The organism is Sphingobacterium olei, assembly GCF_005048855.1.
GTDB classification, from domain to species: domain Bacteria; phylum Bacteroidota; class Bacteroidia; order Sphingobacteriales; family Sphingobacteriaceae; genus Sphingobacterium; species Sphingobacterium olei.
Genome location: NZ_SUME01000001.1, coordinates 568,514 through 592,382, shown reverse-complemented (window position 1 = coordinate 592,382; position 23,869 = coordinate 568,514). Strand labels below are relative to the sequence as shown.

The following is a 23,869-nucleotide window of genomic DNA, read 5'->3' as shown; positions in this document are numbered from 1 at the left end:
CATCAAAGATAAGCATCTATATTCATGCGTTTATTATTTCTAAGGTTTTCTTATTTACAGCAATAAAGTATTCTTTATCTGCATTACAGATGGAACAGCAATAGGTATCATCCAATGCGGAAAATGCAATTCCAGGTTCTATGCTCGCTACCTCGTCGCCCCATTCGGGATCGTATAAGCTCAAACATTTCGTACATTGATGGATGACAACTACCTCTTGAGATGTTTCATTGGTTGAAGCGTAATCTACCTGATCGAATGTTGACATGTTTGATTTCGTTTCCTGCAATTCGTAGTAGTAACTACATAAGCTCGTCAATACATCAATCAGGCCTGATCTCGAAACCCTGTGTTCATAATGGATCAGATTCTTGGAATTCGGATTGAAATCTACGGTATGTAGTACATCAAACCACTCGCCATCTGCATCAAGAAATAATTGCTTTATAATAATAGAACCAAAAAGACTGCTTTTTGGATTTGTTTTTATCGCAAAGCACAATTTAAATGTTCTTAAATCCATTCGATCAAAATGCGAGATCAGCTCGTGCTTAAGGGCCAAGCCATAATCACAAATATCCTCCGTTTGCCAGTTCAGCTCATTCGAGGCATGACGTACGTTGATTCGGTGCTTATTGAGCACACCATTCCACAACTTCCTATCTGAAGCTCGGATCCCCTTTATAATAATGGATTTCCATGGGGTGGTATAAATCTGTGCTACTCGGGTTTTAGCACATACCGTACAGATATCCGACAGAAAATCTACAGAAAAAAGCTCACTGCGTCTATAAATGCCCAACCAGAACTTATCATTATATTTATTAAACCCTTCGTAATAGGGCAATTGAAATTCATCCGTCATCAAAGGAGCCGTTAATGCTTGCGAAAAATAATTTCCTTTGTCCTTTACCTTCTCCTCTAATAGAGTTCCATCAATTTCTTCGCAGCCAACAAATAGACCTGGCTCTTCCCATATAACTGCTTCTATGTTCTGACAGACGGAGGAGATGTCGAAGGAATAGATTAAAGACGACCAACAATACAAGATATTGGTCTTCGGAAATCGAACATACAGGTACCAATAATTACTGACTTCTGATGAAATGAAATTTAAATTTCCCGTAAATAAAGGCACTAACGACTGACTATTGTCTACGAGATTGACTTTAAGCTTCGGTCTATGGTTAAAGGAATCCAGGACATCGCGATAAACTCCCTCACGTAGCCAAGTAGACTGCGTAAACAGGTCGTCTGTAACATAAGAGCTCACAATATTCGGATAATCATCGCTATCAATTTCAAATTCACTATCGGTGCTTAAAAACCCATATTCTATTTGCTCAAGTTCATCATCCTTTACCTCAAAATAGAGCTGTTGTCGCGTACCAAATCTAACTTCTTTGATACCTACCTGTTGTAAAACTTCTAAAATAGGCAATAGATCCCCTACTGCGACAATTCCACCCCGCAGGTTTACTTTTATATGATGTACTGTTGTTATATTAGTTTTCAATTGGCACCTCCTCCGCTATAACTGCTGTTGCTAAGAACTGGTCCAAAATGGATTTCACCTCTGGTCGACAAGATCCGCACCCCATACCTGCTCCCGTAGTTTCACACAGCTGCTGCAGATCTGTACAGCCCGATTCTATTTTTCGAGTCAGATTACCTGTCCCAACTTGACTGCAGCTACAAACGAGTTTCCCTATAAGAGGCTCAGCTTTGTTACCACTTCGTAGCAGTTGAAGCCTTTTATCGCTTAGTTCAGTTTTATTTGCAATAAGATCTTTAAATTCTAAAAACTCATTCTTATCTCCGATAAGTACGGTACCCACAAGACGATCCTGATGTATAATACATTTTTTGTAATAGCGCTTTGCCTTATCGATAAAGACGACTTCCTCATACTCCTCATTAGGTGATTCGCTGAGGCCGATACTACAAAGATCAAACCCTTGGATTTTGATAATATTCATAAATAAACTACCTGTATAATGGCTTCCCACATCTCCATTGTGAAATTTTGCAACAACCGCTGCCTGTTGTTCTGCTGCGGCGGTAATTCCATAAAGCGTACCGTTAAATTCAGCAATTTCACCTATTGCATAGATATTTGGGTCGCTCGTTTGCAGGCGTTCATTTACTACAACACCTCTTTTGCAAAACAGTCCTGCCTCCCTAGCCAATTCAATATTCGGAGTCGTACCAATTGCCAAAATGATCGCATCGCATTTTATCTGCGTCCCACTTTTCAGTTCAACCTTTGTTAATTTACTTCTTCCATAGTACAGTTGCACCTCATCATTGTAATATATATCGCAGCCCTGTTCTACCATTTCCTCATGTAACATCTGACTGCCTAATATATCTAACTGTCTATTCAGAAAACGGGATACCCTTTGTACTACTGTGATCTTGACACCTATTTCCCGTAATGATGCTGCCATTTCCAAGCCCAACAAACCTCCACCTACAATGACGACATGCGGATTTTTCGGTAAATATTTCTTTAAATTATCTGCGTCATCCCGTCTTCTCATCGTAAAGATACCAGGTAATTTTGGTACATTCTTAGGTAATGTAGCACGACTACCGGTAGCTAAAATCAAGATATCATAAGGAGTCTTCCTTCCTCGGGAATCAACTACATATTTATTTTCACGATCTATACGCTGGACACCTATCCCACGCAGGTGTTTGATGTTATACTCATTTTCCTCTTCATCTTTCATTTTCACGAGCTGCTCCCATCCCTGCTCTCCACTTACATAGTGAGGTAACATGACTCTGTTGTAAAATGGCTGATCTTCATTACTGAAAACCGTAATCTCGTCCAATTCATTTAGCGTCCTATACGATTTTACAAATCCGAATGCCCCCGCACCTGCGCCTACTATTACAATTTTTTGAAATGGCTTTGAAAATGGCTCGATATGAACTGCGCAATATTTAAAATCAGGTTCTTTTGATAATGGATCTATGTATGAGCTTGTTAAATTGTTCGTTCTATGCAGATCACTTCCCAACGCCTTTCCCCAATGCATGGGGAGAAAGACAACTCCCGGCTTAATACTATCCGTAATCCTGGTCTTAACTTGTACTTTTCCGCGCCTGGATTGTACGCATACAATTTGATCATCTGTTATATGCAATCGTTCGGCATCGACAGAATGAATTTCTAAAAATGTTTCTTTAATATGCTGTTTAAGCTTACTTACCTTACCCGTTTTAGACATGGTATGCCATTGATCCCTGATTCTTCCTGTTGTAAGAATAAAAGGAAATTCTGAATCGGGAAGTTCACTTGTCAGCACATCGACAGGGCTATGTATAATTGCTTTTTTGCTTGGCGTATAGAATACGTGATCAGTAAACAACCTCGCTGTTCCAATCCGCTTTCTTTTCTGAAAAGGCCACTGTACGGTTTTGCTGCTATCTATAAGCGCATAGTCTAACCCGTCAACGTTTGTATTCGTTTTAGCGGAAAGCTTGCAATGCTCTTTATAAATATCCGATGGATGGGAGTAATCAAAACCTTTATAGCCCATTTTCTTAGCGAACCGGCAAATAATTTCCGCATCTGGTAACGCCTCACCCGGAGGATCAATGATTTTATGAAGGTGACTTATCCGACGTTCAGAATTTGTCATGGTACCCTCCTTTTCTGCCCATGCTGCCGCAGGTAAAATAACATCCGCATAAGGCAACGTTTGGGCTTTATCAGTAATCTCCTGCACGACCACAAATTTTGCCTTTTTTAAAGCCTCCTCTGCAAATCGCGCGTTTGGTAGGCTCGTCATTGGATTCGTACACAAAATCCATATCGCTTTCAGCCGTCCGTCATGGAGTGCTTCGAACATCTCCGTTGCTGTGAACCCTGTCTCACCTGATATCGTAGTGCCACCCCAAAATTTCTGAACTTCTTTTCGATGTTCCTCATTGGATAAATCCCGATGTGCGGGCAGTAAGTTAGCTAAACCACCAACCTCCCGCCCCCCCATTGCATTGGGTTGTCCGGTCAGCGAAAAAGGGCCACTACCGGGCTTTCCGATTTTTCCGGTAATTAGATTCAGGTTGATAAGACTCAAATTTTTATTCACACCAATTGCGCTTTGGTTAAGTCCCATCGTCCAAAGACTTAAGAAACCTTTTGCATTGCCTATGTATTCGGCAGCCAACCGGATGGACTCCTCGTGCACACCACAGATGATTGCAGCTTCGGAAACAGACTTTTCAAAGACACGTTGTGTATAGACTTCAAATCCCTCAGTGTGATCATGGATAAAATCGTTATCTATCTGATTGTTTTCGATTAATACCCTTCCTATCGCATAGTTGAGCACAATGTCAGTACCGGGATTAATCTGTAGATGCAGATCAGCTAATGAACAAGAATCGGTAACACGTGGATCAACTACAATAATCTTAATATGCGGATTGGTGGATTTGTGCGCTTCAACACGTCGCCATAAAATAGGATGACACCAGGCAGGATTTGCACCCGTTACCAAAAAACAATCTGCTATCTCGATATCGTCATAACATATGGGTACACTGTCTTCTCCTAATGTCATTTTGTATGCGGTAACCGCGCTACTCATGCATAAACGTGAATTAGTATCCATGTTATTGCTGCCAATAAACCCCTTTATCAGCTTGTTTATTACATAATATTCTTCCGTAAGACATTGACCGGAAGCATAAAACGCAACAGAATTTGGCCCGTATTTTTCAATAAAAGTTTTGAATACCGCGACCGTGCGATCCAGCGCAGCATCCCAAGATGTACGCTGTAAAGGCATATTTTTATTATAACGCATCTGCGGATACAATAGACGGTCCGATTTATCATTTACCGTATATTGCAAATTGAGTCCCTTGCTACAAAGCATCCCTCTATTAACCGGGTGATCCTGATCTCCTTTTACGGAAACGGTGCCCTTGCTTTCGATTTTAACCTCAACACCACAGCCTACGCCACAATAGCAGCAAGTACTGGTAAAAGTTTCTTGTTTATCCCTGCTCATGAAGAATGTGTTGTTTATCTTCTAATTCAAGAGGAACCGAAACCGGCTTCTCAAGAGTTTTCAATTGAAACTTGGTAATAACTACAATTACGCCTATTATTGTGACACCAATACCAATATATCGAAAGGCATCTGCGTAGGTTAGGTTCTCAGATTTAAACAAAAATCCAACAAACATAGCCCCTATATTTCCGCCGGCACCTACTATCCCACTTATCGTACCGATCGAATCTTTGTTGATAAAAGGTACAATACCATAGGTACAGCCATTTGCCATTTTCAGGAAGAGTGCAAACAACAACATCGTTATTATCGCTATGGTAAGCGTATGTGACTGTGCAAACAATCCTATTCCTATACCTTCTAAAATTAACAAACCGCCCAACAGAATACCTTTACCTTTTAAACCATAGGATCTGCCTATTTTATCACTTACGATACCTCCCAAAGCCCTGGCAAAAAGATTCATTCCGCCAAATATACCAGCCATTGCACCCGCCATGATCATACTCGTCCCGAACTGATCTATAAAAAATGTCGCAGCAACGTTATCAACGGTAATCTCAATTCCAAAACATGCAGCATAAGCAAACGTTAAAATCCATACACGATAATCCTTTAACGCTTTTATAAAAGTTCCTTTTTCTGCTTTTTTATTCTTACTCTTTCTGATAGCTAACTCATCATAGTTACCCTCGGGAGTATCTTTCGTATATCTGTAGTAAATAAACGCCATTATCAGTAAAATAACGCCGGGTACTACCATTGCTACTCGCCAAGAATCGGAATTACTTACTAATCCCATTCCCACAAAACCCGCCGCAATTAGTGGCATAACTAGGTTCGTTACTCCTCCTCCTAGGTTTCCCCACCCTCCAGTCACTGCATTGGCCGTGCCAACTACACTAGGCGCGAACATCATAGATGTATGAAACTGGGTAATGACAAACGATGCACCTATTATACCGATAAAAAATCTAAACAGTAAAAATGATTCATAGCTGTTACTTAAGCCAATGAGCATAACGGGAAGGGAACCTATCGCTAACAATATAGTATAGGATAGTCTTGGCCCTAATGTATCACATAATTTCCCGATGATTAGCCGTGCTATAATAGTAGCAGAAACAGATGCGATAATAATGTTTCCGATCTCACTTTTACTTAAATTTAATTGTTCTCTTATAAGCGGCATTAACGGCGCTACACCAAACCAACCAAAAAAACAGAAAAAGAACGTGATCCAGGTAATGTGAAAAGTACGCATCTGGATGCCCTTGATTGAAAAGATGCGGAGCGTGGCTAATGGCTTTAGTGTTTCTTTCATAAGTTGTAGTTTTAGGTTGAGATGAATAATTAATTACTATAATCGATAAAAATATATACAGCTCTGTTGTACGATTTCTGTTATGTCGTGAGGATGTATTGCTATGCCGTCTGCTCCCAGTACAGCGGTGATATCCCCGGAACCGTTATACGTCAGCATACATAATCTGCCATCTGATGGATGGATTTTTACGGGGAAAAACTCGGTTAGGTTACTTTTCTTAGATCTAGATTCTAACATCGGAAGCTTATAGATCACACGTTCTTTATATTGAAAACTGCGATACAGGTATTCTTCTACAAATACCGTAAAGGTCACAAGGCACGATAAAGGATTGCCCGGCAAGGCAAATATAATTCCACCTGATGTTGTCTGACCAACTAAAATCGGTTTCCCCGGTTTGATAGATACTTTATGAAACAGAACTTCCACTCCCAGTCTTTTCATAACCATAGGGATGTAATCGGCATCTCCCGCTGACACACCTCCATTTATTATCGTGATCTTGTTTTTTAATGCCTCCATGAGTACTGCTTGGAGCGACAGCATGTCATCAACAACATGTGTACAAAATTTTGGTATGATAGACCATTTTTTTAGTAAGGACCTTAACAGAAACTGATTGCTGTTTCTAATTTGAAAATGACTTATCGGTAAATTAGGTTGTACGACTTCGGAACCGGTAGTCACAACAGACACCGTAGGAAGGATATAAACGGGCACGCGCGACACACCCAAAGCAGCTAATACACTAATTAACTGCGAATTACATTTTTGAGGTGCGTGCACAACTATTTCATATTGTTTGACATCCTCACCGCGCCGAGCGATATGCTGAAATTCTGCAAGGCGATCTACTGTAAAGCTTACGGTATCTGACTCTTCGATCGCATCTTCGCTTTTAATGATTACGTTAGTTCCATCGGGGCAGGCTGCTCCGGTCATGATTTTATAACATTGTCCTTTTTTCAATTCCTGCTTATGCTGTGCCCCGGCATATATTACTTCCACAATCTCATAGATACGCATACCTCTTTTCCAATCTTTAAACCGGAATGCATAACCATCCATTGCCGCCCTATTAAAAGGAGGATAATCGCGATCAGCAACTATATCTACAGCTAAAATTCGATTATCAGCTTCATGTAGTTCCACCTCTTCACATCCGAATGAAGATGCGGCTTCGTGAAGTAATCGTTTTGCGCTATCAAACGTTTCCATTTTTAATGCCCTCCTCCCAACATCATTTTTCGAGCATGAAAAACACCCGGTAAAATCGCATCCAACGATTCCCGTGCACCGTTGCTACTCCCCGGAAGTGTTATAATAAGACTTTGTTTTATTGCACCCGCCACCGAACGGCTCATCATAGCCATTGGTGTCCGCATTTGCCCAAAAGCTCTCATTGCCTCAGTAATACCATCTGCATCTCGCTCTAATATCTCTGAAACAGCCGCTACCGTATGATCTCGGGGACCTAGACCCGTTCCGCCTGTTGTGAAGATAAAATGAACATCTGCTGCTACCCATTTCTGAATCTGACTTTGTATCAGCGTCTTTTCGTCGGGTACAATCTGATAGTCGATGATATTTGTCTTGTAGCTTTCCAAGATCTCTTTAATAAGCAGACCACTTTTATCGGCTCGCGTGCCCGCCGCAATAGCATCAGAACATACCAATATGGCACACGTCGATATCATGCCTAAGTACGCGTGGTTCTCAGATTTCCCTCCTGTTTTCTGACATAGTTTTATGTTTCCGATTTCCAGCTTTTGATCAACAGGTTTTAACATATCGTAAATTTCTAATGCGGCTATACTTGCTGCCGCGAGTGACTCCATTTCTACCCCTGTACGACCTATGGATTTAGCGTTCACTGAAATCAATATTCCGGAAGATGGAAGATTCGGATCTGAAAAATAGGTCGGATGCGTTGTACCGGAAAGGTACTCGAAGAAAAGATCCATTCCATCTATTCCGACAGGGTGACAATGCGATAAAAACTGTGGTGTTAACTTTGCTCCTATAAACCCCGCCGCGCGGGCGACATCAAATAAATTTCCTTTCGGAAGCTGATCACACTCGACCAAGCGAATGGTTTCTTCAGAACAGTAGACTACAGCTATGGCATGAGCTGTTCGTAATGTCATTTGTTTACGGCTGATATCTCTCATATTAACACCTATCTATCTTCATAATACTCTTTAATTTACTTTTTAAAATAAGGACACCTCAAACTGCCAATATCAACAGAAAAAAACTTTGTTTTTTTACTATTTCACAACATATACTACTTAAAAAAGTAACTTTAACATCATTTTCACAGCAATTAAACTACAAATACACACACAAATATATTTTTACACAAAAAAAAGATATTATAAAAAATTAAAAAGATAAAAATCAAAAAAAACTTAACAATAAAACATATAAAAAAAGATAAAAATCATTAAATAATAATTTAAAACATAAATAATTTACATTTTTTAATATTAAACATCGTAAAAATATGATTTAAACAACAAAATAAAGAATAAATATAAAATTTATCACAAAAAAAATATGATAACATAAATAAAATCAAATAACAAACAAAAAAAACACAACACAAAGGCATATTTTTTGATTAAAAAACATAAATAATTAAAAAAACCTTTAAAATAAGGAAAAACACAATACAAAAATTGGCAGAGTCGACATTATATTTCATCAAACAAATAGGTTGTTAGTCTGTTAAAAAGATATAACTAAATATTTTTCGTATGTCATTATCATCTTTCAAAAACTTACACAAACAATCTTCCCCTTTAATACTAGGTAATGTATGGGATGCACATTCTGCCAAAATAGCAGAGAAATGCGGATTCAAGGCACTAGGTTCTTCGAGCCACGCTATTGCCAACATATTAGGATATGAGGATGGAGAGAATATTTCATTCGATGAGCTCTTTTTTGTTGTACAACGCATAGTAAAATCCGTAGAGATTCCGGTATCGGTAGATTTGGAAGCCGGCTACTCTGACGATCCTCAACAGGTGGCACAATATGTCAAAAAATTAACGGACATCGGTGTGGTTGGAATCAACCTGGAAGACGGCAAAGTGGAAGGAGGTAAACGCATTTTAGGCTCTTCTACCTTACTTGTTGATAAGATACAAGCTATAAAAGAAGTAACTGATGTATTTATTAATGCACGCACAGATACTTACGTCACCCAACATCAAGATAGTTTAGCAGAATCTATAAAACGTTCATCTTTATATATGCAAGCCGGTGCAGATGGAATTTTTGTACCGCTGATCGAATTAAAAGAAGATATTAAACAACTCACACAGGAAATAGGACTTCCGTTGAACGTGTTTTTAACACCAAATTTACCTAATCTCGAAGTCCTTGGGAAAATTGGTGTAAAACGGATAAGTCACGGAGCGAAACTTTATGAATGGTTGACGAAAAAAGCAGAAAAAGCTTTATCAGAATACTTGGAAAATCCGAAGATACCCGAGTAATATAAACCACTATTGAAAATAGCTGAAAGAACTCAATTAAACTATTTCAATAAGCTCATTGGATGCAGTATCGCATTGGAAAACCAACTAATTATTTAGAGGGATGCTCCAACAATGAAATAATATTTGCGGCCTTTTCATCGCTATAAAGGCCATAACTGTTTACCAACACGCCTTTTATAGTACCATCTTTGGATGATATGGCATACACTATTGCCTGATCACTTGGGTCAGTTTCGCCTTCAAACCGAAAATACCTATCAATCCTAAATGTACTGGGATCCAAAGTTGTATTATTATTTGAGCAGATAATGCAATCATCTGCGATATTAAAATCTTGTGTATACCCTTCCGATTTGAGTTTTTCAAGGATATCAGTCAATGGTGTCATCGCATTCATAATCAACAATATTTTAGAACAAACATCCAACTTCTTATCCAAACTTAGTTAAAATGTTTTGCATGTACAAATACAACTTAGTGCCCCTCCAGTATCTGCTCCATTACCTTTGCAGTCCGCATTCCTGATATTCCTGTGGAAGGGCACGTACCTCTCCCTGTCAACTCGTCGACAATGGTTTGAATGAGCCCCATTTGTATATGCTGTGGTCTATCGAAGTCGAACATTTCCACCCCCGTATCTGTACGCACTTCTATAGGCGTCAGTTTGAAGATACTGAATGAGATCGTACCGCGGGTACCCGTAATAATCACCGTATCCGATTCTGCGGATTGCGTACTGGAGAAAGTCCAAAGTCCTGTTCCTAAAATACCGGACTTAAATTTCCAACTTGCCGCAACGGTATCCGCGACTGCATAATTACCTGCAATATTAACAGCATTGCCACGTGCAGTTTCAATTTCACCCAGTAAATAATCCAAAATATCAAACGCATGAGGAGCCAGATCAACAAAATATCCTTCTCCACCAATGTTTCTATCAATTCGCCAGCTGTGCTTTTTGGGGTCAAGATCACTGGCAAACGGAGCTTGTACAATTTTAGTATCTACCGTAAGTATCGTTCCGATTTTACCTTCACTGAACAACTGTTTTACCTGATTAAAATATTCCATACCCCTTCTATAAAATGCGACAAAAAGTGGAATTCCTATCTGCTCAGATATCCTATTCATCTCTTCACATTCTTTTACACTCATTGCCATCGGCTTCTCCACGTAAACCGGCTTACCAGCTCGCATCGCTCTAATTGCATACTCCATATGTGTACTTGGAGGAGTAGCAACATAAATTGCGTTCACCTGTGGATCATCAATTAATTGCTGTGCATCTGTATAGTAAGTAGAAACGTCATGCCGCTGGGCGTAGTCCTTTACCTTATCGAAGGTGCGTGCCATCACAGCCACTAATTTCGAATCTTCTATTTTACAAAATGCAGGGCCGCTCTTTACTTCAGTTACATTTCCCGCACCTATCATTCCCCATTGTACGGTATCCAATTTCTTAAAAGCCATAAGTATATTTCCTCGTTTGAGATAAGTAAAGTTCAATATAATTAAAAATTGAATATAGACAATGGACAATGAAATAAATGGTAAAAGTTGGTTAACAAAAGTTGGATACAAAAAAAATCGTAAAACAATACACCTAAAAGTTCGCGAAGTTTTTATTTTCTATCATTATTCGTTATTTTAGAGTATAAATAAGTAACCAAATAAGAATATTGTATTCTAGTATATAAACCATATAAAACTAAAGTAATGGGAAAATTTGTAGTAAGCACCAGAAAAAATGGAGAGTTCCAGTTTAACCTTAAAGCTGGCAACGGACAGGTAATATTGACTAGCGAGGGTTACTCCACAAAAGCAAACTGTCTAAAAGGCATCGAATCGGTAAAGAAAAATGCACAGCTAGATGCTAGGTTTGAAAAAAAGACGTCGTCCAATGGCAAGTATTTCTTTAATCTTAAATCCACGAACGGCCAAGTCATTGGCAGCAGTGAGATGTATGAAAGTGAATCTGGGCGAAATAATGGCATAAATTCAGTAAAGGAAAATGCTCCTTCGGCAATGACGATTGAGCAATAAAAAAATATTACAGAGGTGGTTACATTTGCACATAACAAATACAGCCACCTCTGTTACAATATGCTTTTTTGTTATCCTAAAACTACATCTAAAGACATCATAATCAAAAATCCAATAATAAACCCGATTGTGGCAATATCTGAATCTTTATTTTGTTGTGCCTCTGGAATAACTTCTTCTACAACGACAAAAATCATAGCTCCTGCAGCAAACGCAAGGGCATAAGGCAAAATTGGTGTAAAAATCGTAACTGCTAACGCGCCAACAATTCCCGCTATGGGTTCCACTATGGCCGAGAACTGTCCATAAAAAAAACTTTTTCGACGACTCATGCCTAAACGTCGAAGAGGCATCGCTACGGCAATTCCTTCCGGCAGATTCTGTAATCCGATACCTATTGCTAAGGCCACCGCACCCGCGATACTGGCTTCCGGAAGTCCCACAGCAACTCCTCCAAACAAAACACCGACGGCAAGCCCTTCTGGAATATTGTGAAGCGTAATAGCAAGCACCAATAGTGTTGTTTTTTGCCAAGGAGATTTAACTCCTTCAACTTGTTTAAAATTAACATGAAGGTGAGGCAATAGCCTATCTAACGCATATAAAAAACCAGCACCGAAAAGAAATCCTAAAATCGCGGGTATTACTTTTACAAAACCTTCGCCCTCGCTCATGTTCATAGCTGGTATCAACAAACTCCATACGCTTGCCGCTACCATGACTCCACCCGTAAAGCCGAGCATACCATCCATAAAATTACGGTTGATTGCTTTGAAAAAAAACACGGTTGATGCGCCTACTGCAGTGACAAACCACGTAAAGGTGGTGGCATAAAAAGCACCAAGAATTGGATCCTGATTTTCAAAAAAAAGAATAATATCATCCATAAAAGCGATCGTTAATAATGTCCAATACGTTAGATTAGGCCCTAAAATTACATATATTATATTACATCTTTATTACAAAAAAATTACTTTCCGATACAAAACTTAGAAAAGATATTATCAAGTAAATCATCCGTAGTTACGGTCCCGGTTATCTCTCCGAGGTGGTACAGCGCTTGACGTATATCCATTGCCAAAAAATCTGAAGTCACAGGATTATCAATTCCGTATAGCACTTTTTCTAATGCTCGCTGTGTTTTTTGCAGTGCATCTACATGTCTGATATTTGTTACCATCACGTCGTCTGTATTGATATTCGACAGATTAACTTGATTGAGTAATTCACCCTTCAATATTTCTATACCTTGCTGCTCTTTAGCCGAGATAAATAATGGGTTCAAAACATCAAATTCGGTTTTCTGAGATTCACTTAACAGGTCGGCTTTATTAATAATCGTGACAAATGGAATCCCCAGAGATTTAACTTCTTCGACTTGTGTCTCGACATCTGTGATATGATCCTGCGTAGGATCGAACAAGTAAATGATCAGACGTGCTTGTTTCATTTTTTCTCTAGTCCGCTCCACTCCTTTCGCTTCAATAATATCTAGCGTTTCCCGGATACCTGCGGTGTCGATGAAACGAAAAGCAACACCATGGATATTAATTTCGTCTTCAATTGTATCACGCGTGGTACCGGCAATGTCAGATACAATTGCACGTTCCTCATTTAATAACGCATTTAATAACGTGGATTTACCAACATTCGGCTTCCCTGCTATAACAACAGGAACCCCGTTTTTCAAAACATTACCTTGTTCGAATGAGGATACAAGCTTATTGATAACCGTATAGATTTGCTGAATTAGATTTGTTAGTTGATCCCGATTTACAAATTCAACATCCTCTTCGGAAAAATCCAACTCTAATTCTATTAAAGATGCAAAATGCACCAAATCTTCACGAAGTTTCTTCAATTGATTGGAAAAGCCACCGCGCATCTGTTGCATAGCAATTTGATGCGAAGCCGCCGAGTTCGACGCAATCAAATCAGCTACTGCTTCCGCTTGAGAAAGATCTAGTCCACCGTTTAAGAACGCACGTAATGTAAACTCACCCGCCTTTGCGGCACGCGCCCCATTTTTTATCAGTAGATTGATCACTCGCTCTATAATATACTTTGAATTGTGGGTGGAGATCTCTACTGAATTTTCTTTGGTATACGAATTAGGACCTACAAAAAGTGAAACTAATACCTCATCAATAATATCGTCCCCCTCTCGAATGGTTCCAAAATGAATGGTATGGGAAACCTGCTTGGTTAAATCTTTACCTTTGAATATAGAATTAGTAATGTGTATTGCTTCAGACCCCGAAACGCGTATCACGGCGATTGCTCCATTCGAACCAGAAGAAGTGGCCAATGCAACGATCGTATCCTGTGAAATTAAACCTGCTGTAGACATAATTACAAAGGTACAGCTTTGCAGTGATTAGTACACAGAATCGAAAAAGATTATACATAATCAACTACCTTTTACATATCTAGATACGAATATGCCGAAAAAATGAATTTCTTAATCTATGTTAAGTTTTGTCTTGATTTTAATTTAGACTTTTGTTTCTACATTTAGCAAGGCAAGCTATTTAAGATAGTTAAATAAAAAATCATAAAAATTTTAGACCATGGCAACTTGGAATTTAGACAAAGCTCACAGTGAAATTGAATTTAAGGTAAGACACATGATGATATCAAGTGTTAAAGGACAATTTCATGATTTTGACATCACGGTAGACAATTCGTCCGAAGATGTCGTGAATGCTGGAATTGAAGTAAGCATTCAAACTGAATCGATCAACACTAAAAACGAACAACGGGATCAACATCTAAAAAGTGGCGATTTTTTTGACGTCGAAACATTTAAAACGATCACATTCCAATCTACAGATATTGAGAAAGTGACTGATGATGAATTTAACTTAACGGGTAACCTTACGATTAAAGACATTACCAAATCAGTAACATTCAAAGTTGAATTCGGTGGTATTGCAAAAGATCCTTGGGGAAATAAAAAAGTTGGTTATACCGTAATAGGTAAAATAAACCGTGAGGAATTTGGATTAACCTGGAATGCTGCATTGGAAACGGGTGGTGTAATGGTAAGTGAAGATGTGAAATTTCAAGCTGATGTACAATTTGTATTAAGTGAAGGGTAATCCAAAAATTATTCATAAAAAACACAGTATACAGTATTTCTATATAATTGAGACAAAAAGAGCTTTTCTGATCGGAACGCTCTTTTTTTTGGATTTAGACTGACGACAATCCATCCATTAAAATTATTCACAATGAAAATTAACGTATTTATTACATAATATATTGCGTATTTATCACCAAGCAACTTTTGTTTTCTATTGTTTTAAATATAGAGAAAAGCATATTTCACCTCTTAAACTATATGACTATGCCAACAAAAGTAGAAAATGATACTACAGGTATCGAAAAAAAAAAGGATGAAGATACCGAACGTGAATTAACCTCCGTCGTAAAGAAAAAGGAAGACAAAAAGCAAGATGCGGACGGTGAAGCCGGTGTTGATGCTCAAGCGGAGCAACTCAACGATATGCCCAACAATCCTACTGATAGACCGAAAGAAAAGGAAAAAGTACAAGAATAAAGCAATTCAATTCTGTTTTACACTGAAACTATTGGTTTACCCAATGCTTTCCAATCAGCAAAACTACCTGCGTAGTTGTACATTTGTATAAACTCTTGGTTTTCCAAATGCGAACTTGCGATGGTCGCTCTATCACCATACTGGCATTGCACAATGAGCTTTCTATTCCTTATGTCGACGGGTAAACCTTTGGGAGTGGTCTACCTGATCTGTATCTACCACGTTAGTAGATACTAATTCTGCATCATCCATGTCAGTTAAGAATCCTACAATAATCCATACCGATCCGCATTTGCTTGCGTGTGATATCCTCTTGCATTCCCTCTTCGTCCACAATCAACAACTTTTCATCATAGCTCAACATCCACCCTGCCCAATCTTTCAGCTAACTCACAGGATCCACACAAAAAAATCCGCAAGAATATGTGTTTCTGCAATATGCGTAATACGCATATTGTTTTGTTTAGCAATAACTAAATAAGTATTTATGTCTATCGTCCTTACAATCGATTATTGCAATAAGAATTCTGCAAGAAGGATATAGATGCCGACAAACAGAACTAAATATCCGAAGATTACCTTCAATCTCGAACCATCCACTCCTTTTGATATCGAGAATCCTGCAAACATACCGGCAATAACCGTTACGGTATAACTCAATAATACCTGCCAGTCAACTACATGAAACTTCTCCAAATCTCCAAGTAGTCCAAAAAATGAATTGACGGCGATAATAACCAGTGATGTACTGACCGCTCTTTTGATCGGCATTCGAAAAAAATTAACTAAAGCTGGAATGATTAAAAAACCACCACCTGTACCAACTAATCCGGTTACCAATCCAACAGCGCCACCAGCAGCAGTTATTTCACCCCCAGACACTTCCCGTTCACTTTTATATTCTACACGCTCGTCATGCCTTATTATCATCGATACCGAAGCTCCTAACATGACTAACGCAAATAATACCATCAACGCGTTATTCTGATGTATTGCATATGGCCCAATGATAAGCACATCTGGCACCAGCGGTAGGATAAACATGCGTGTAATATAAACCATGAGCAATGAAGGAACACCAAATGTTAACACCTTTTTGATGTCGACTGTTCGAGTAATGAACCCACGTACCCCACCTAGAAAAGAAGTCACACCAATCGCAAATAAGGAATATGTGGTAGCCAAGACGGGATCAACCCCCATGATATAGACGAAAATAGGCACCGTTAATATCGATCCCCCACTCCCCACTAATCCCAATGTAATACCCACTGCTATAGCTAACAATATCCCTAAAATAATCATCATCTAAGATTATTAAAGGGGTAAATTATCTTTCAGTAAGCCATACGCATAAGTACCTAATAAAGAAAATACAATAACGATCAATATCGACCATACCCCTGCTCCCAAAAGCACAAAGATAGGCCCTGGACATCCACCCACCAGAGCCCAGCCCAACCCAAATAGAATGCCTCCTACCAAATAGCGTGTTATTGATCTCTCTTTTGGTTGTATCACAATTTTTTCACCATCTATGTCCTTCGTCTCATATCTTTTAAGCAGTCGCAAACCCACTGCGCCGATCAGTAGAGCCGTCGCAATAAAACCATACCTATGAAAGGATTGAAAATTAAACATTTCATATATCCGGAACCAAGAAGCAACTACAGCTTTATACATCGCAATGCCGAAAACTACACCTAAAAAAATGTATATTAAATTCTTCATTTTTAAAATACTAAAGAGAATAATATGTGAACCATAAATAAGCCGCCAATACATATGCCTTTCCTGCACTGTCAAAACCAAGTTGATGTAATTGGACCACCGTAATATCACTAATTTTGGGAACCTGATTAACAGACAAATAATTAGCTGAAATACCCCCCCAATTAACGCTCCAATTAGAAACATAAGATTCCACCGCCGTGCCTTCCAATCATATTTAAAGAAATCACAGCTATTTCCAGCACCCAAAGCCGAGCAGATGGTCTTGAAATTGGATGAAAATCCGAAGCTTTTACCTAGAATAATCAACATTAGCATGATAATTGCAACCAAAGCACCCCCGACATACCATGGCCACGGCACCAGTATTACATCCATAACATCTTTTCATTTAGTTTATACAAACTTAGATAAAATGCTTTGCATTCACGAGTGCGCCATACAAAAGACACTATCGGTATTTTGCTTAAATACAATTATAATATCCATCTAGCATCAGGCCAGATCCACCGTTCTTGACCCTTTGGATTTATTTAATGGGGAAATATAGGATTCGAAAGCTAAACAACTAACATATTATTGAAAAATAGCAGGCATCTTCCCTTTTTATTACAAATCAGAAAAATAGCTCTTGTAAAAAAAGACAAGTTTATTTAAGTTTGGCTTGCTTCGCAACAAAAGCAAATGGATTGTCACATTTTTGAATTGAAGTATTATGATAAAAATAATATCAGCTATCTGCCCTTTATTATTCTCTACCCTTGTATTATATGCACAGAAAACTGAAAAGAAGAAACGTGTACGTGATTATGGTATAGAGATTGGTGTAATTCCTCCAGGCAAATGGAATGCGATTACGGATGTACCGGGTGTACAAGTTGGCCATCTAACACGAGAAGAAGGTGATTCCATACATACCGGTGTTACTGCCATCTTACCCCATAGTGGCAATATATTCCAACAAAAAGTACCGGCTGGCATTTTTATCGGAAATGGATTTGGGAAATTAGCGGGCATCAGTCAGATACAGGAACTGGGGAATATAGAAACCCCAATAATTCTGACAAATACCCTTAATGTGGGTAGAGCCATAGAAACAGTCGTCGAGTACTCCCTTTCTCAACCGGGCAATGAAAAAGTACAATCTATCAATGCTATCATTGGCGAAACCAATGATGGAGAGCTCAATGATATCAGAGGTATGCATATCTCAAAGGAAAATGTGCTAAGTGCGCTAAATTCGGCAACTTCAGGCCCCGTACAAGAGGGGAATGTTGGAGCTGGCACAGGAACTGTTTGCTTTGGTTTCAAAGGTGGAATAGGTACCGCATCTCGCTTGCTTCCTGCATCTCTAGGTGGTTATACAATAGGCGTACTCGTGCAAACTAATTACGGCGGTATTTTACAAATCAACGGAGCACCTGTTGGCCAAGAGCTTCAGCAGTTTTCGTTTCGGAACAAACTGCTGAATAACGTAGATGGATCCTGCATGGTTGTGATTGCCACAGATGCACCTCTCAACGAACGAAACCTCGAACGACTTGCCAAGCGTGCATTTATTGGTTTAGGTAAAACCGGTGGCATAGTATCAAACGGTAGCGGGGAATATTTCATTGCTTTTTCTACACACGATTCGGTACGCATACCTTTTGATGCCCCTACGGCGGTATTATATCAACCTTCTTTACACAACGACTACATGTCACCACTATTTATGGCTGTAATTGAAGCAGTGGAAGAAGCAGTTATCAATTCATTATTTGCGGCAAAGACGGTTAAAGGATACCGTGCAACTATTCCATCGTTGCCATTAGATAAAGTACTACCTATTTTACAAAAGTACAATGCAATACATTCGTCCAATTAAATAAATTCAAATGATCCAACCTTTGCAAGTTATTATTAACGGTCAGCTGATCGCAGAAAAAGAAGCGACCTTAGGTATTGACGACCTATCAATAGTTAGGGGATACGGCATTTTCGATTACTTCAAAACCGTAGAAAATCGACCTGTTTTTTTGGAAGATAACCTAGATCGCTTCTTTCACTCGGCTGAATTAATGGATTTACCTATCCACTATTCCCGTGAGGAACTGAAAAGACAAATTCAATTGCTAATGGAAGTCAATAATATCCCTGAGTCTGGCATCAAATTGCTTTTAACGGGGGGCTACAGTGTAGATAGCTACAGCATTGCCGCTCCCAACCTCATCATTACCCAACAACCATTACAACGCAATCTAGGTCAGGAAAAACAGGGTATGAAACTCATTACTTACAACTATCATCGGCCATTTGGAACCGTCAAATCGATAGACTATGTCATGGGAATACAAGCTTTAAAAAAAGCAAGAACTGTTGGTGCCGACGATGTGCTTTATGCGCAAGAAGGATTGCTTTCCGAATGCCCACGTGCCAATATTTTTCTCATTACTAAGACAGGTACACTACTCACGCCTGGAAAAGATGTACTGGCCGGTATTACCCGTAAGTATATTATCGAAATAGCAAAAACTCATCTTGACGTGGAAATCAGAGATGTTACACTAGAAGATATGAAAAATGCTGCTGAAGCGTTCATTAGCAGCACAACTAAAAATATCACCCCTATTTTATCGATTGATGACACCGTATATGGTGCCAATCCCGGCCCCATAACTATGCGCTTGCAACAAATGCTGGAGCCTATCGTATTCGGTCGCAAAGTAGATCTTCGTTGCTAACACATTCTAAATCGCTCCTATGCCGACCTATTGTCTGCTATCCCTCTTTTATTTTGTAGGGTGTAAAACAACGGGTGAAAAATTAACGTGTTCTTTAACTGGGATTGAAATAAAAAACATGGCTTTGGTCATCTTATACTACACCAAAGCCATGCCATACCACAGATAAAGGAATAGCTTATTTTACTACCGTGATGTTTTTAACCTGTACATGCTCACGACCAAACATATCCACAGCCTTTACTTCTATTTTATGTGTGCCTATTGCTAATTTAGGATACTTCACCTTCCACAGGTGTGATGAAGGAACTGGATCCGACGGCCTTCTACCCTCTTGCAATTTAATTGTATTATCATACGACAGTACACTGTACGCAAAATAAGGGTCAGAAGTATTGCTTATTTCCATATCCTTCCAAGCACCATTGTCTACACGATATTGTAATTTATCATCCGATTTACCAATAAAGAAATTGGCATATAAGGTATAACGTCTCGCATATTTTTCCTGTATCTCCTCAGGTCCGATTAGATTTATCTGGTAGTTGGGATCGTATCCAGCCACTTTATAATCGAAGGTGTATTGATTATTATTAATGGATAAGATCGCATAGCCTTTTGGTGTACCATCCCGCATCGTTGAAGTAGGTACCCCCTGTGCATTCAACTTGCCAGAATACCAGTCACCAGAAGTAGTACCGACATTATATTCGTGATGCGGTTTTGCTTGTTTCCACCCATCTGCCCTGCCATAGTAATTCTGTTGTTGAAAATGCGTATGAGCCGATAAAGAAAGTGTATTGGGATATTCCGCTAATAGATCAAACAGGCGTTGTCTGTCTTCGTTTCTAAATACATCTGAGTTTTCGTGTCGAAGTGGAATATGGAAAGCAAGGACAATCAATTTGTCTTTCGGCACGAATTTCAAATCATTTGCAATAAAATCCAGCTGATCGTTCCGCCATCCGCCCAAATATCCAGTACCGGTGCGGGGATTAGGATAGATAATATTATCTAAAATTATGAAATGGGCATTGCCATAATTAAATGAAAAATTATTAGGTCCAAAATTCTTTTCATATGTCTCATCTGACAGAGAATCTGATTTCACGTCATAGTTCATATCGTGATTGCCCATGACATTATACCATGTCAGTCCCAATTGTCCAACAGTCTGTTTATAAGCAGGATGAAGGCTGAGATTATCACCTACTAAATCTCCGAGACTGATACCGAATGAAATCCCATCTTTTTGTTGAATATCGTCGATAATTCCCCTTTTAAAATAGGCTATCTCATCTAAGTTGTATGCTTGCGGATCGCCGAAAACGAATGCTTTAAACACATCGTTTTCTTTGTTCGGAAGAAGCGGGAAATCTAATGACTTAGGAATACTACCTGTTGCTGGGGTACCAGCATATTTAAGTTCAGGTGATCCTTTAGTTTTATGAATGTAATAAAATTTCGGATGATTGTCCTGATCTACCGGAAATTTAAAATCTCGGGGTTTAATAACAAAAATGATGTTATCTTCACCTACAGGTAAGCTATATTCGCCTTTGACATTGGTCAACACGACCTCCCGTCCATTGCTCACAGCGACTTGTGCAATGCCGTGTTCATTTCGGTCCCGTGTGCCGTTGTTATTATTATCTTCAAAAATAACGCCTTTGGCGAGTTGTTGCGCCTGTGCTGATCCGAATAGTATCGCGCAACTGGTTAATAGTACTTTAAAATCCATATATTATTTGCTAATCCTACAAACATATACTTTACGGAATAAATGCTAGTTAACCTGATATTAACAAATTATGAATTGTAATAAAAAAGGGTTAGTTTTTTTATGAACTAACCCTTTTTAAAGATAAAGAGAAATAACTTATTCACCACCCTCTTTTGCTGCCAAGTAACGCTCGGCTTCCAAGGCGGCCATACAGCCCGTTCCAGCAGCGGTAATTGCTTGGCGATATACATTATCCTGCACATCCCCACAGGCAAATACACCCGGTATGTTTGTCGCCGTAACATTAGGTTTCGTAATCAAATATCCCGTTTCATCCATATCTAAAACACCTTTAAATAGATCGGTATTCGGTTTATGTCCAATAGCCACAAAGAATCCTGTAATATCCAGATCTTTTACCTCTTGGGTCTGATTATTTTTAACACGTAATCCAGTCACCACCTGTCCATCACCGAGAACTTCCTGTGTCTCGGTATTATAATGAATTTCAATATTTGGTGTATTCAATACGCGATGTACCATGGCCTTAGAAGCGCGGAATTCATCGCGGCGCACTAACATATGCACCTTATTACATAACTTAGCCAAGTAGGTCGCTTCTTCAGCGGCAGTATCACCGGCACCTACTATGGCGACATCCTGACCTTTAAAGAAAAAACCATCGCAAACAGCACAAGCTGAGACACCGAAACCATTGTATTTTTCTTCTGAGTCTAATCCCAGCCATTTTGCAGTTGCCCCTGTTGCAATAATTACGGTATCTGCAGTTACCGTTTTAATATTATCGATCTCTATTTTGTGCACACCACCAATTATCGAAAAATCTACTTTCGTAGCGTATCCAAAACGTACACTCGTACCGAATCGCTCGGCTTGGGCACGTAAGTCCTCCATCATTACGGGTCCGGTAATGCCATTTGGATATCCAGGAAAATTATCTACTTCAGTTGTTTGTGTTAATTGCCCCCCCGGTACTAATCCAGTATAAATCACAGGTTTCATATCAGCCCGTGCAGCGTATATCGCCGCAGTATAACCCGCAGGACCTGAACCAATAATCAAACATTGTATGTGCTCTATTTCTTCTTTTGTATTCATTTTATAATCAACAATATACTTTACTTTATTTAACTCTATTATTTACCAAATTTATTTTTTAGATCATCCAACATATCCAAGGTAATGGGTTTAGGTTTTTCCTTGCTTGGTGCATTTTGAAAATTCTTTTTAGCGTCTTTCTTATTGTCTTTCTCTACTTCCGTCTGGGCTACTTTGGCTTCACGTTTTACCTGTCGATGTGCGTTCCAAATGTTTTCAAGAACTTTTTTTGTGTACAAGGGGAAATCACCATTTTGCATCCAAGCATAATAACTTGGTTCCACATCAAATACATCTGTAACTACCCGACCTTTATGCTTTCCAAAATTAATGACTACTTGATTGTCATCGTTGTACACTAATCTTCCGGCAAAATCAACAGGCTTAGACATATTGGTAAAGGTGTGCAATGCATTCACATCATTAACGACAGGAACACTTATCTTACCATGCTTATCTTCAAATTCAACACCTTCGTATTTGATCAATTGTGCTTTTAATACTTCAAAAGTGGCTCTCACATCTGCTTCCGCTTGATGCGCATTTTCTAAACTCTTACCACAGTAAAATTTGTACGCTGCCTTTAATGTGCGCTGTTCCATTTGATGAAATATATTTTGTACATCGACAAATGACCGACCTTCCAACGTAAATTCGACACGTGCACGTAAAAATTCTTCCATTAGCATCGGTACATCAAATTTATTGGAGTTATAGCCAGCTAGATCCGAATCGCCTATAAACTCGGCCACTTCTACCGCCAATTCTTTAAATGTGGGAAGATCTTTTACATCTTCATCATAAATACCATGAAACATCGAGGAAGCTAACGGAATAGGCATCTCGGGATTAACCCTCCTAGTCAATACCTGCTCACTGCCATCGGGCAACACCTTTAATATAGCTATTTCAACAATTTTATCTGCTGAAACGTTGACCCCAGTAGTCTCTAAATCGAAGAATGCCAATGGTCTTTTTAATTTCAATTCCATGCCCTAAAGATATAGCTAAATGCGAATAAACAAAAATACAATTCATATTTTACCCTTTCATCAAGCGAAAGTAATTTCATAGGTTTATAATTCCTTTTTATTAGATC

21 protein-coding genes are annotated in these 23,869 nt (G+C 39.0%); 6 read left to right on the top strand and 15 right to left on the bottom strand.

Features of this window, described 5'->3' with window-relative positions; genetic code table 11:
• Window positions 1-22: 22 nt before the first annotated feature.
• Genes FAZ15_RS02485 through moaCB form a run of 5 tightly spaced genes read right to left on the bottom strand, consistent with a single transcriptional unit; the run spans window position 23 to window position 8,531 of the window.
• Complete coding sequence (locus FAZ15_RS02485; protein WP_238387125.1) at window positions 23-1,516, bottom strand: rubredoxin domain-containing protein; 1,494 nt, start codon at window positions 1,514-1,516, stop codon at window positions 23-25.
• On the bottom strand, window positions 1,506-5,030 hold the full coding sequence (locus FAZ15_RS02480) for a nitrate reductase (protein ID WP_136899725.1): 3,525 nt from the start codon (window positions 5,028-5,030) through the stop codon (window positions 1,506-1,508). The genes FAZ15_RS02485 and FAZ15_RS02480 overlap by 11 nt, the downstream gene beginning before the upstream one ends.
• Window positions 5,017-6,357 carry an MFS transporter gene (locus tag FAZ15_RS02475; RefSeq protein ID WP_136899724.1) on the bottom strand — a complete coding sequence of 447 codons (1,341 nt, stop codon included), beginning with the start codon at window positions 6,355-6,357 and terminating at the stop codon, window positions 5,017-5,019. Before FAZ15_RS02475 ends, FAZ15_RS02480 begins: the two co-directional genes overlap by 14 nt.
• A 36-nt stretch (window positions 6,358-6,393) precedes the next feature.
• On the bottom strand, window positions 6,394-7,578 hold the full coding sequence (locus FAZ15_RS02470) for a molybdopterin molybdotransferase MoeA (RefSeq protein WP_136899723.1): 1,185 nt from the start codon (window positions 7,576-7,578) through the stop codon (window positions 6,394-6,396).
• Between the two features lie 2 nt (window positions 7,579-7,580).
• Window positions 7,581-8,531 carry a bifunctional molybdenum cofactor biosynthesis protein MoaC/MoaB gene (gene moaCB / locus FAZ15_RS02465; RefSeq protein WP_136899722.1) on the bottom strand — a complete coding sequence of 317 codons (951 nt, stop codon included), beginning with the start codon at window positions 8,529-8,531 and terminating at the stop codon, window positions 7,581-7,583.
• Window positions 8,532-9,119: 588 nt separating this feature from the next.
• Here moaCB and FAZ15_RS02460 point away from each other — a divergent pair.
• Window positions 9,120-9,866 (top strand): isocitrate lyase/PEP mutase family protein, encoded by a 747-nt coding sequence (locus FAZ15_RS02460; protein ID WP_136899721.1) that lies wholly within the window; start codon window positions 9,120-9,122, stop codon window positions 9,864-9,866.
• A 91-nt stretch (window positions 9,867-9,957) separates the two neighbouring features.
• On the opposite strand, the gene FAZ15_RS02455 is transcribed toward FAZ15_RS02460, so the two are convergent.
• Both FAZ15_RS02455 and FAZ15_RS02450 read right to left on the bottom strand, forming a co-directional pair.
• Window positions 9,958-10,266: a phosphoribosylpyrophosphate synthetase gene (locus FAZ15_RS02455; protein WP_238387124.1), complete on the bottom strand. Its 309-nt coding sequence runs from the start codon at window positions 10,264-10,266 to the stop codon at window positions 9,958-9,960.
• A 77-nt stretch (window positions 10,267-10,343) separates the two neighbouring features.
• Entirely contained in the window at window positions 10,344-11,339 is a 996-nt protein-coding gene (locus FAZ15_RS02450; RefSeq protein ID WP_202912295.1) for a Gfo/Idh/MocA family protein, read from the bottom strand.
• 246 nt (window positions 11,340-11,585) lie between these two features.
• On the opposite strand from FAZ15_RS02450, the gene FAZ15_RS02445 reads away from it, so the two are divergent.
• On the top strand, window positions 11,586-11,912 hold the full coding sequence (locus FAZ15_RS02445; RefSeq protein WP_136899720.1) for a YegP family protein: 327 nt from the start codon (window positions 11,586-11,588) through the stop codon (window positions 11,910-11,912).
• Window positions 11,913-11,983: 71 nt separating this feature from the next.
• On the opposite strand, the gene FAZ15_RS02440 is transcribed toward FAZ15_RS02445, so the two are convergent.
• Entirely contained in the window at window positions 11,984-12,799 is an 816-nt protein-coding gene (locus FAZ15_RS02440) for a ZIP family metal transporter (protein ID WP_136899719.1), read from the bottom strand.
• An 83-nt stretch (window positions 12,800-12,882) separates the two neighbouring features.
• On the bottom strand, window positions 12,883-14,262 hold the full coding sequence (mnmE, locus tag FAZ15_RS02435) for a tRNA uridine-5-carboxymethylaminomethyl(34) synthesis GTPase MnmE (RefSeq protein ID WP_136899718.1): 1,380 nt from the start codon (window positions 14,260-14,262) through the stop codon (window positions 12,883-12,885).
• A gap of 220 nt (window positions 14,263-14,482) precedes the next feature.
• Between mnmE and FAZ15_RS02430 the strand changes: the two genes are divergently transcribed.
• The gene (locus FAZ15_RS02430) at window positions 14,483-15,013 is read left to right on the top strand and encodes a YceI family protein (RefSeq protein WP_136899717.1); all 531 of its coding nucleotides are present in this window, start codon (window positions 14,483-14,485) and stop codon (window positions 15,011-15,013) included.
• Window positions 15,014-15,261: 248 nt separating this feature from the next.
• On the top strand, window positions 15,262-15,474 hold the full coding sequence (locus tag FAZ15_RS02425; RefSeq protein ID WP_136899716.1) for a hypothetical protein: 213 nt from the start codon (window positions 15,262-15,264) through the stop codon (window positions 15,472-15,474).
• A gap of 17 nt (window positions 15,475-15,491) precedes the next feature.
• Here FAZ15_RS02425 and FAZ15_RS23095 read toward each other — a convergent pair whose 3' ends face one another.
• The 3 genes from FAZ15_RS23095 to FAZ15_RS22780 all read right to left on the bottom strand — a co-directional run bounded on the left by FAZ15_RS23095 (window position 15,492) and on the right by FAZ15_RS22780 (window position 17,583).
• A complete protein-coding gene (locus tag FAZ15_RS23095) occupies window positions 15,492-15,647 on the bottom strand; it encodes a rhodanese-like domain-containing protein (protein WP_394343805.1) in 156 nt (51 codons plus the stop codon).
• A 337-nt stretch (window positions 15,648-15,984) separates the two neighbouring features.
• A complete protein-coding gene (locus FAZ15_RS02420) occupies window positions 15,985-16,782 on the bottom strand; it encodes a sulfite exporter TauE/SafE family protein (RefSeq protein ID WP_238387123.1) in 798 nt (265 codons plus the stop codon).
• 9 nt (window positions 16,783-16,791) lie between these two features.
• Window positions 16,792-17,583 (bottom strand): DUF6691 family protein, encoded by a 792-nt coding sequence (locus FAZ15_RS22780; RefSeq protein WP_238387122.1) that lies wholly within the window; start codon window positions 17,581-17,583, stop codon window positions 16,792-16,794.
• Window positions 17,584-17,920: 337 nt separating this feature from the next.
• Here FAZ15_RS22780 and FAZ15_RS02410 point away from each other — a divergent pair, with 337 nt between their 5' ends.
• Both FAZ15_RS02410 and FAZ15_RS02405 read left to right on the top strand, forming a co-directional pair.
• Window positions 17,921-19,072: a DmpA family aminopeptidase gene (locus FAZ15_RS02410; protein WP_136899715.1), complete on the top strand. Its 1,152-nt coding sequence runs from the start codon at window positions 17,921-17,923 to the stop codon at window positions 19,070-19,072.
• Window positions 19,073-19,082: 10 nt separating this feature from the next.
• Window positions 19,083-19,928 carry an aminotransferase class IV gene (locus FAZ15_RS02405; RefSeq protein ID WP_136899714.1) on the top strand — a complete coding sequence of 282 codons (846 nt, stop codon included), beginning with the start codon at window positions 19,083-19,085 and terminating at the stop codon, window positions 19,926-19,928.
• Between the two features lie 178 nt (window positions 19,929-20,106).
• Here FAZ15_RS02405 and FAZ15_RS02400 read toward each other — a convergent pair whose 3' ends face one another.
• From FAZ15_RS02400 to FAZ15_RS02390, 3 genes are all read right to left on the bottom strand, one after another.
• The gene (locus FAZ15_RS02400) at window positions 20,107-21,669 is read right to left on the bottom strand and encodes a calcineurin-like phosphoesterase C-terminal domain-containing protein (RefSeq protein ID WP_136899713.1); all 1,563 of its coding nucleotides are present in this window, start codon (window positions 21,667-21,669) and stop codon (window positions 20,107-20,109) included.
• 138 nt (window positions 21,670-21,807) lie between these two features.
• Entirely contained in the window at window positions 21,808-22,770 is a 963-nt protein-coding gene (gene trxB, locus FAZ15_RS02395) for a thioredoxin-disulfide reductase (RefSeq protein WP_136899712.1), read from the bottom strand.
• A gap of 38 nt (window positions 22,771-22,808) precedes the next feature.
• Window positions 22,809-23,762 carry a 3'-5' exonuclease gene (locus FAZ15_RS02390; RefSeq protein ID WP_136899711.1) on the bottom strand — a complete coding sequence of 318 codons (954 nt, stop codon included), beginning with the start codon at window positions 23,760-23,762 and terminating at the stop codon, window positions 22,809-22,811.
• Window positions 23,763-23,869 lie beyond the last annotated feature (107 nt).

Coding starts and splice junctions, on each gene's coding strand:
- FAZ15_RS02455 (WP_238387124.1), bottom strand. CDS start 10,266: ATGAATGCGATGACACCATTGACTGATATCCTTGAAAAACTCAAATCG.
- FAZ15_RS02445 (WP_136899720.1), top strand. CDS start 11,586: ATGGGAAAATTTGTAGTAAGCACCAGAAAAAATGGAGAGTTCCAGTTT.
- trxB (WP_136899712.1), bottom strand. CDS start 22,770: ATGAATACAAAAGAAGAAATAGAGCACATACAATGTTTGATTATTGGT.
- moaCB (WP_136899722.1), bottom strand. CDS start 8,531: ATGAGAGATATCAGCCGTAAACAAATGACATTACGAACAGCTCATGCC.
- FAZ15_RS02425 (WP_136899716.1), top strand. CDS start 15,262: ATGCCAACAAAAGTAGAAAATGATACTACAGGTATCGAAAAAAAAAAG.
- FAZ15_RS02450 (WP_202912295.1), bottom strand. CDS start 11,339: ATGGCTTTTAAGAAATTGGATACCGTACAATGGGGAATGATAGGTGCG.
- mnmE (WP_136899718.1), bottom strand. CDS start 14,262: ATGTCTACAGCAGGTTTAATTTCACAGGATACGATCGTTGCATTGGCC.
- FAZ15_RS02405 (WP_136899714.1), top strand. CDS start 19,083: ATGATCCAACCTTTGCAAGTTATTATTAACGGTCAGCTGATCGCAGAA.
- FAZ15_RS02400 (WP_136899713.1), bottom strand. CDS start 21,669: ATGGATTTTAAAGTACTATTAACCAGTTGCGCGATACTATTCGGATCA.
- FAZ15_RS02480 (WP_136899725.1), bottom strand. CDS start 5,030: ATGAGCAGGGATAAACAAGAAACTTTTACCAGTACTTGCTGCTATTGT.
- FAZ15_RS02470 (WP_136899723.1), bottom strand. CDS start 7,578: ATGGAAACGTTTGATAGCGCAAAACGATTACTTCACGAAGCCGCATCT.
- FAZ15_RS02475 (WP_136899724.1), bottom strand. CDS start 6,357: ATGAAAGAAACACTAAAGCCATTAGCCACGCTCCGCATCTTTTCAATC.
- FAZ15_RS02430 (WP_136899717.1), top strand. CDS start 14,483: ATGGCAACTTGGAATTTAGACAAAGCTCACAGTGAAATTGAATTTAAG.
- FAZ15_RS02440 (WP_136899719.1), bottom strand. CDS start 12,799: ATGGATGATATTATTCTTTTTTTTGAAAATCAGGATCCAATTCTTGGT.
- FAZ15_RS02420 (WP_238387123.1), bottom strand. CDS start 16,782: ATGATGATTATTTTAGGGATATTGTTAGCTATAGCAGTGGGTATTACA.
- FAZ15_RS02390 (WP_136899711.1), bottom strand. CDS start 23,762: ATGGAATTGAAATTAAAAAGACCATTGGCATTCTTCGATTTAGAGACT.
- FAZ15_RS02460 (WP_136899721.1), top strand. CDS start 9,120: ATGTCATTATCATCTTTCAAAAACTTACACAAACAATCTTCCCCTTTA.
- FAZ15_RS22780 (WP_238387122.1), bottom strand. CDS start 17,583: ATGGATGTAATACTGGTGCCGTGGCCATGGTATGTCGGGGGTGCTTTG.
- FAZ15_RS02410 (WP_136899715.1), top strand. CDS start 17,921: ATGATAAAAATAATATCAGCTATCTGCCCTTTATTATTCTCTACCCTT.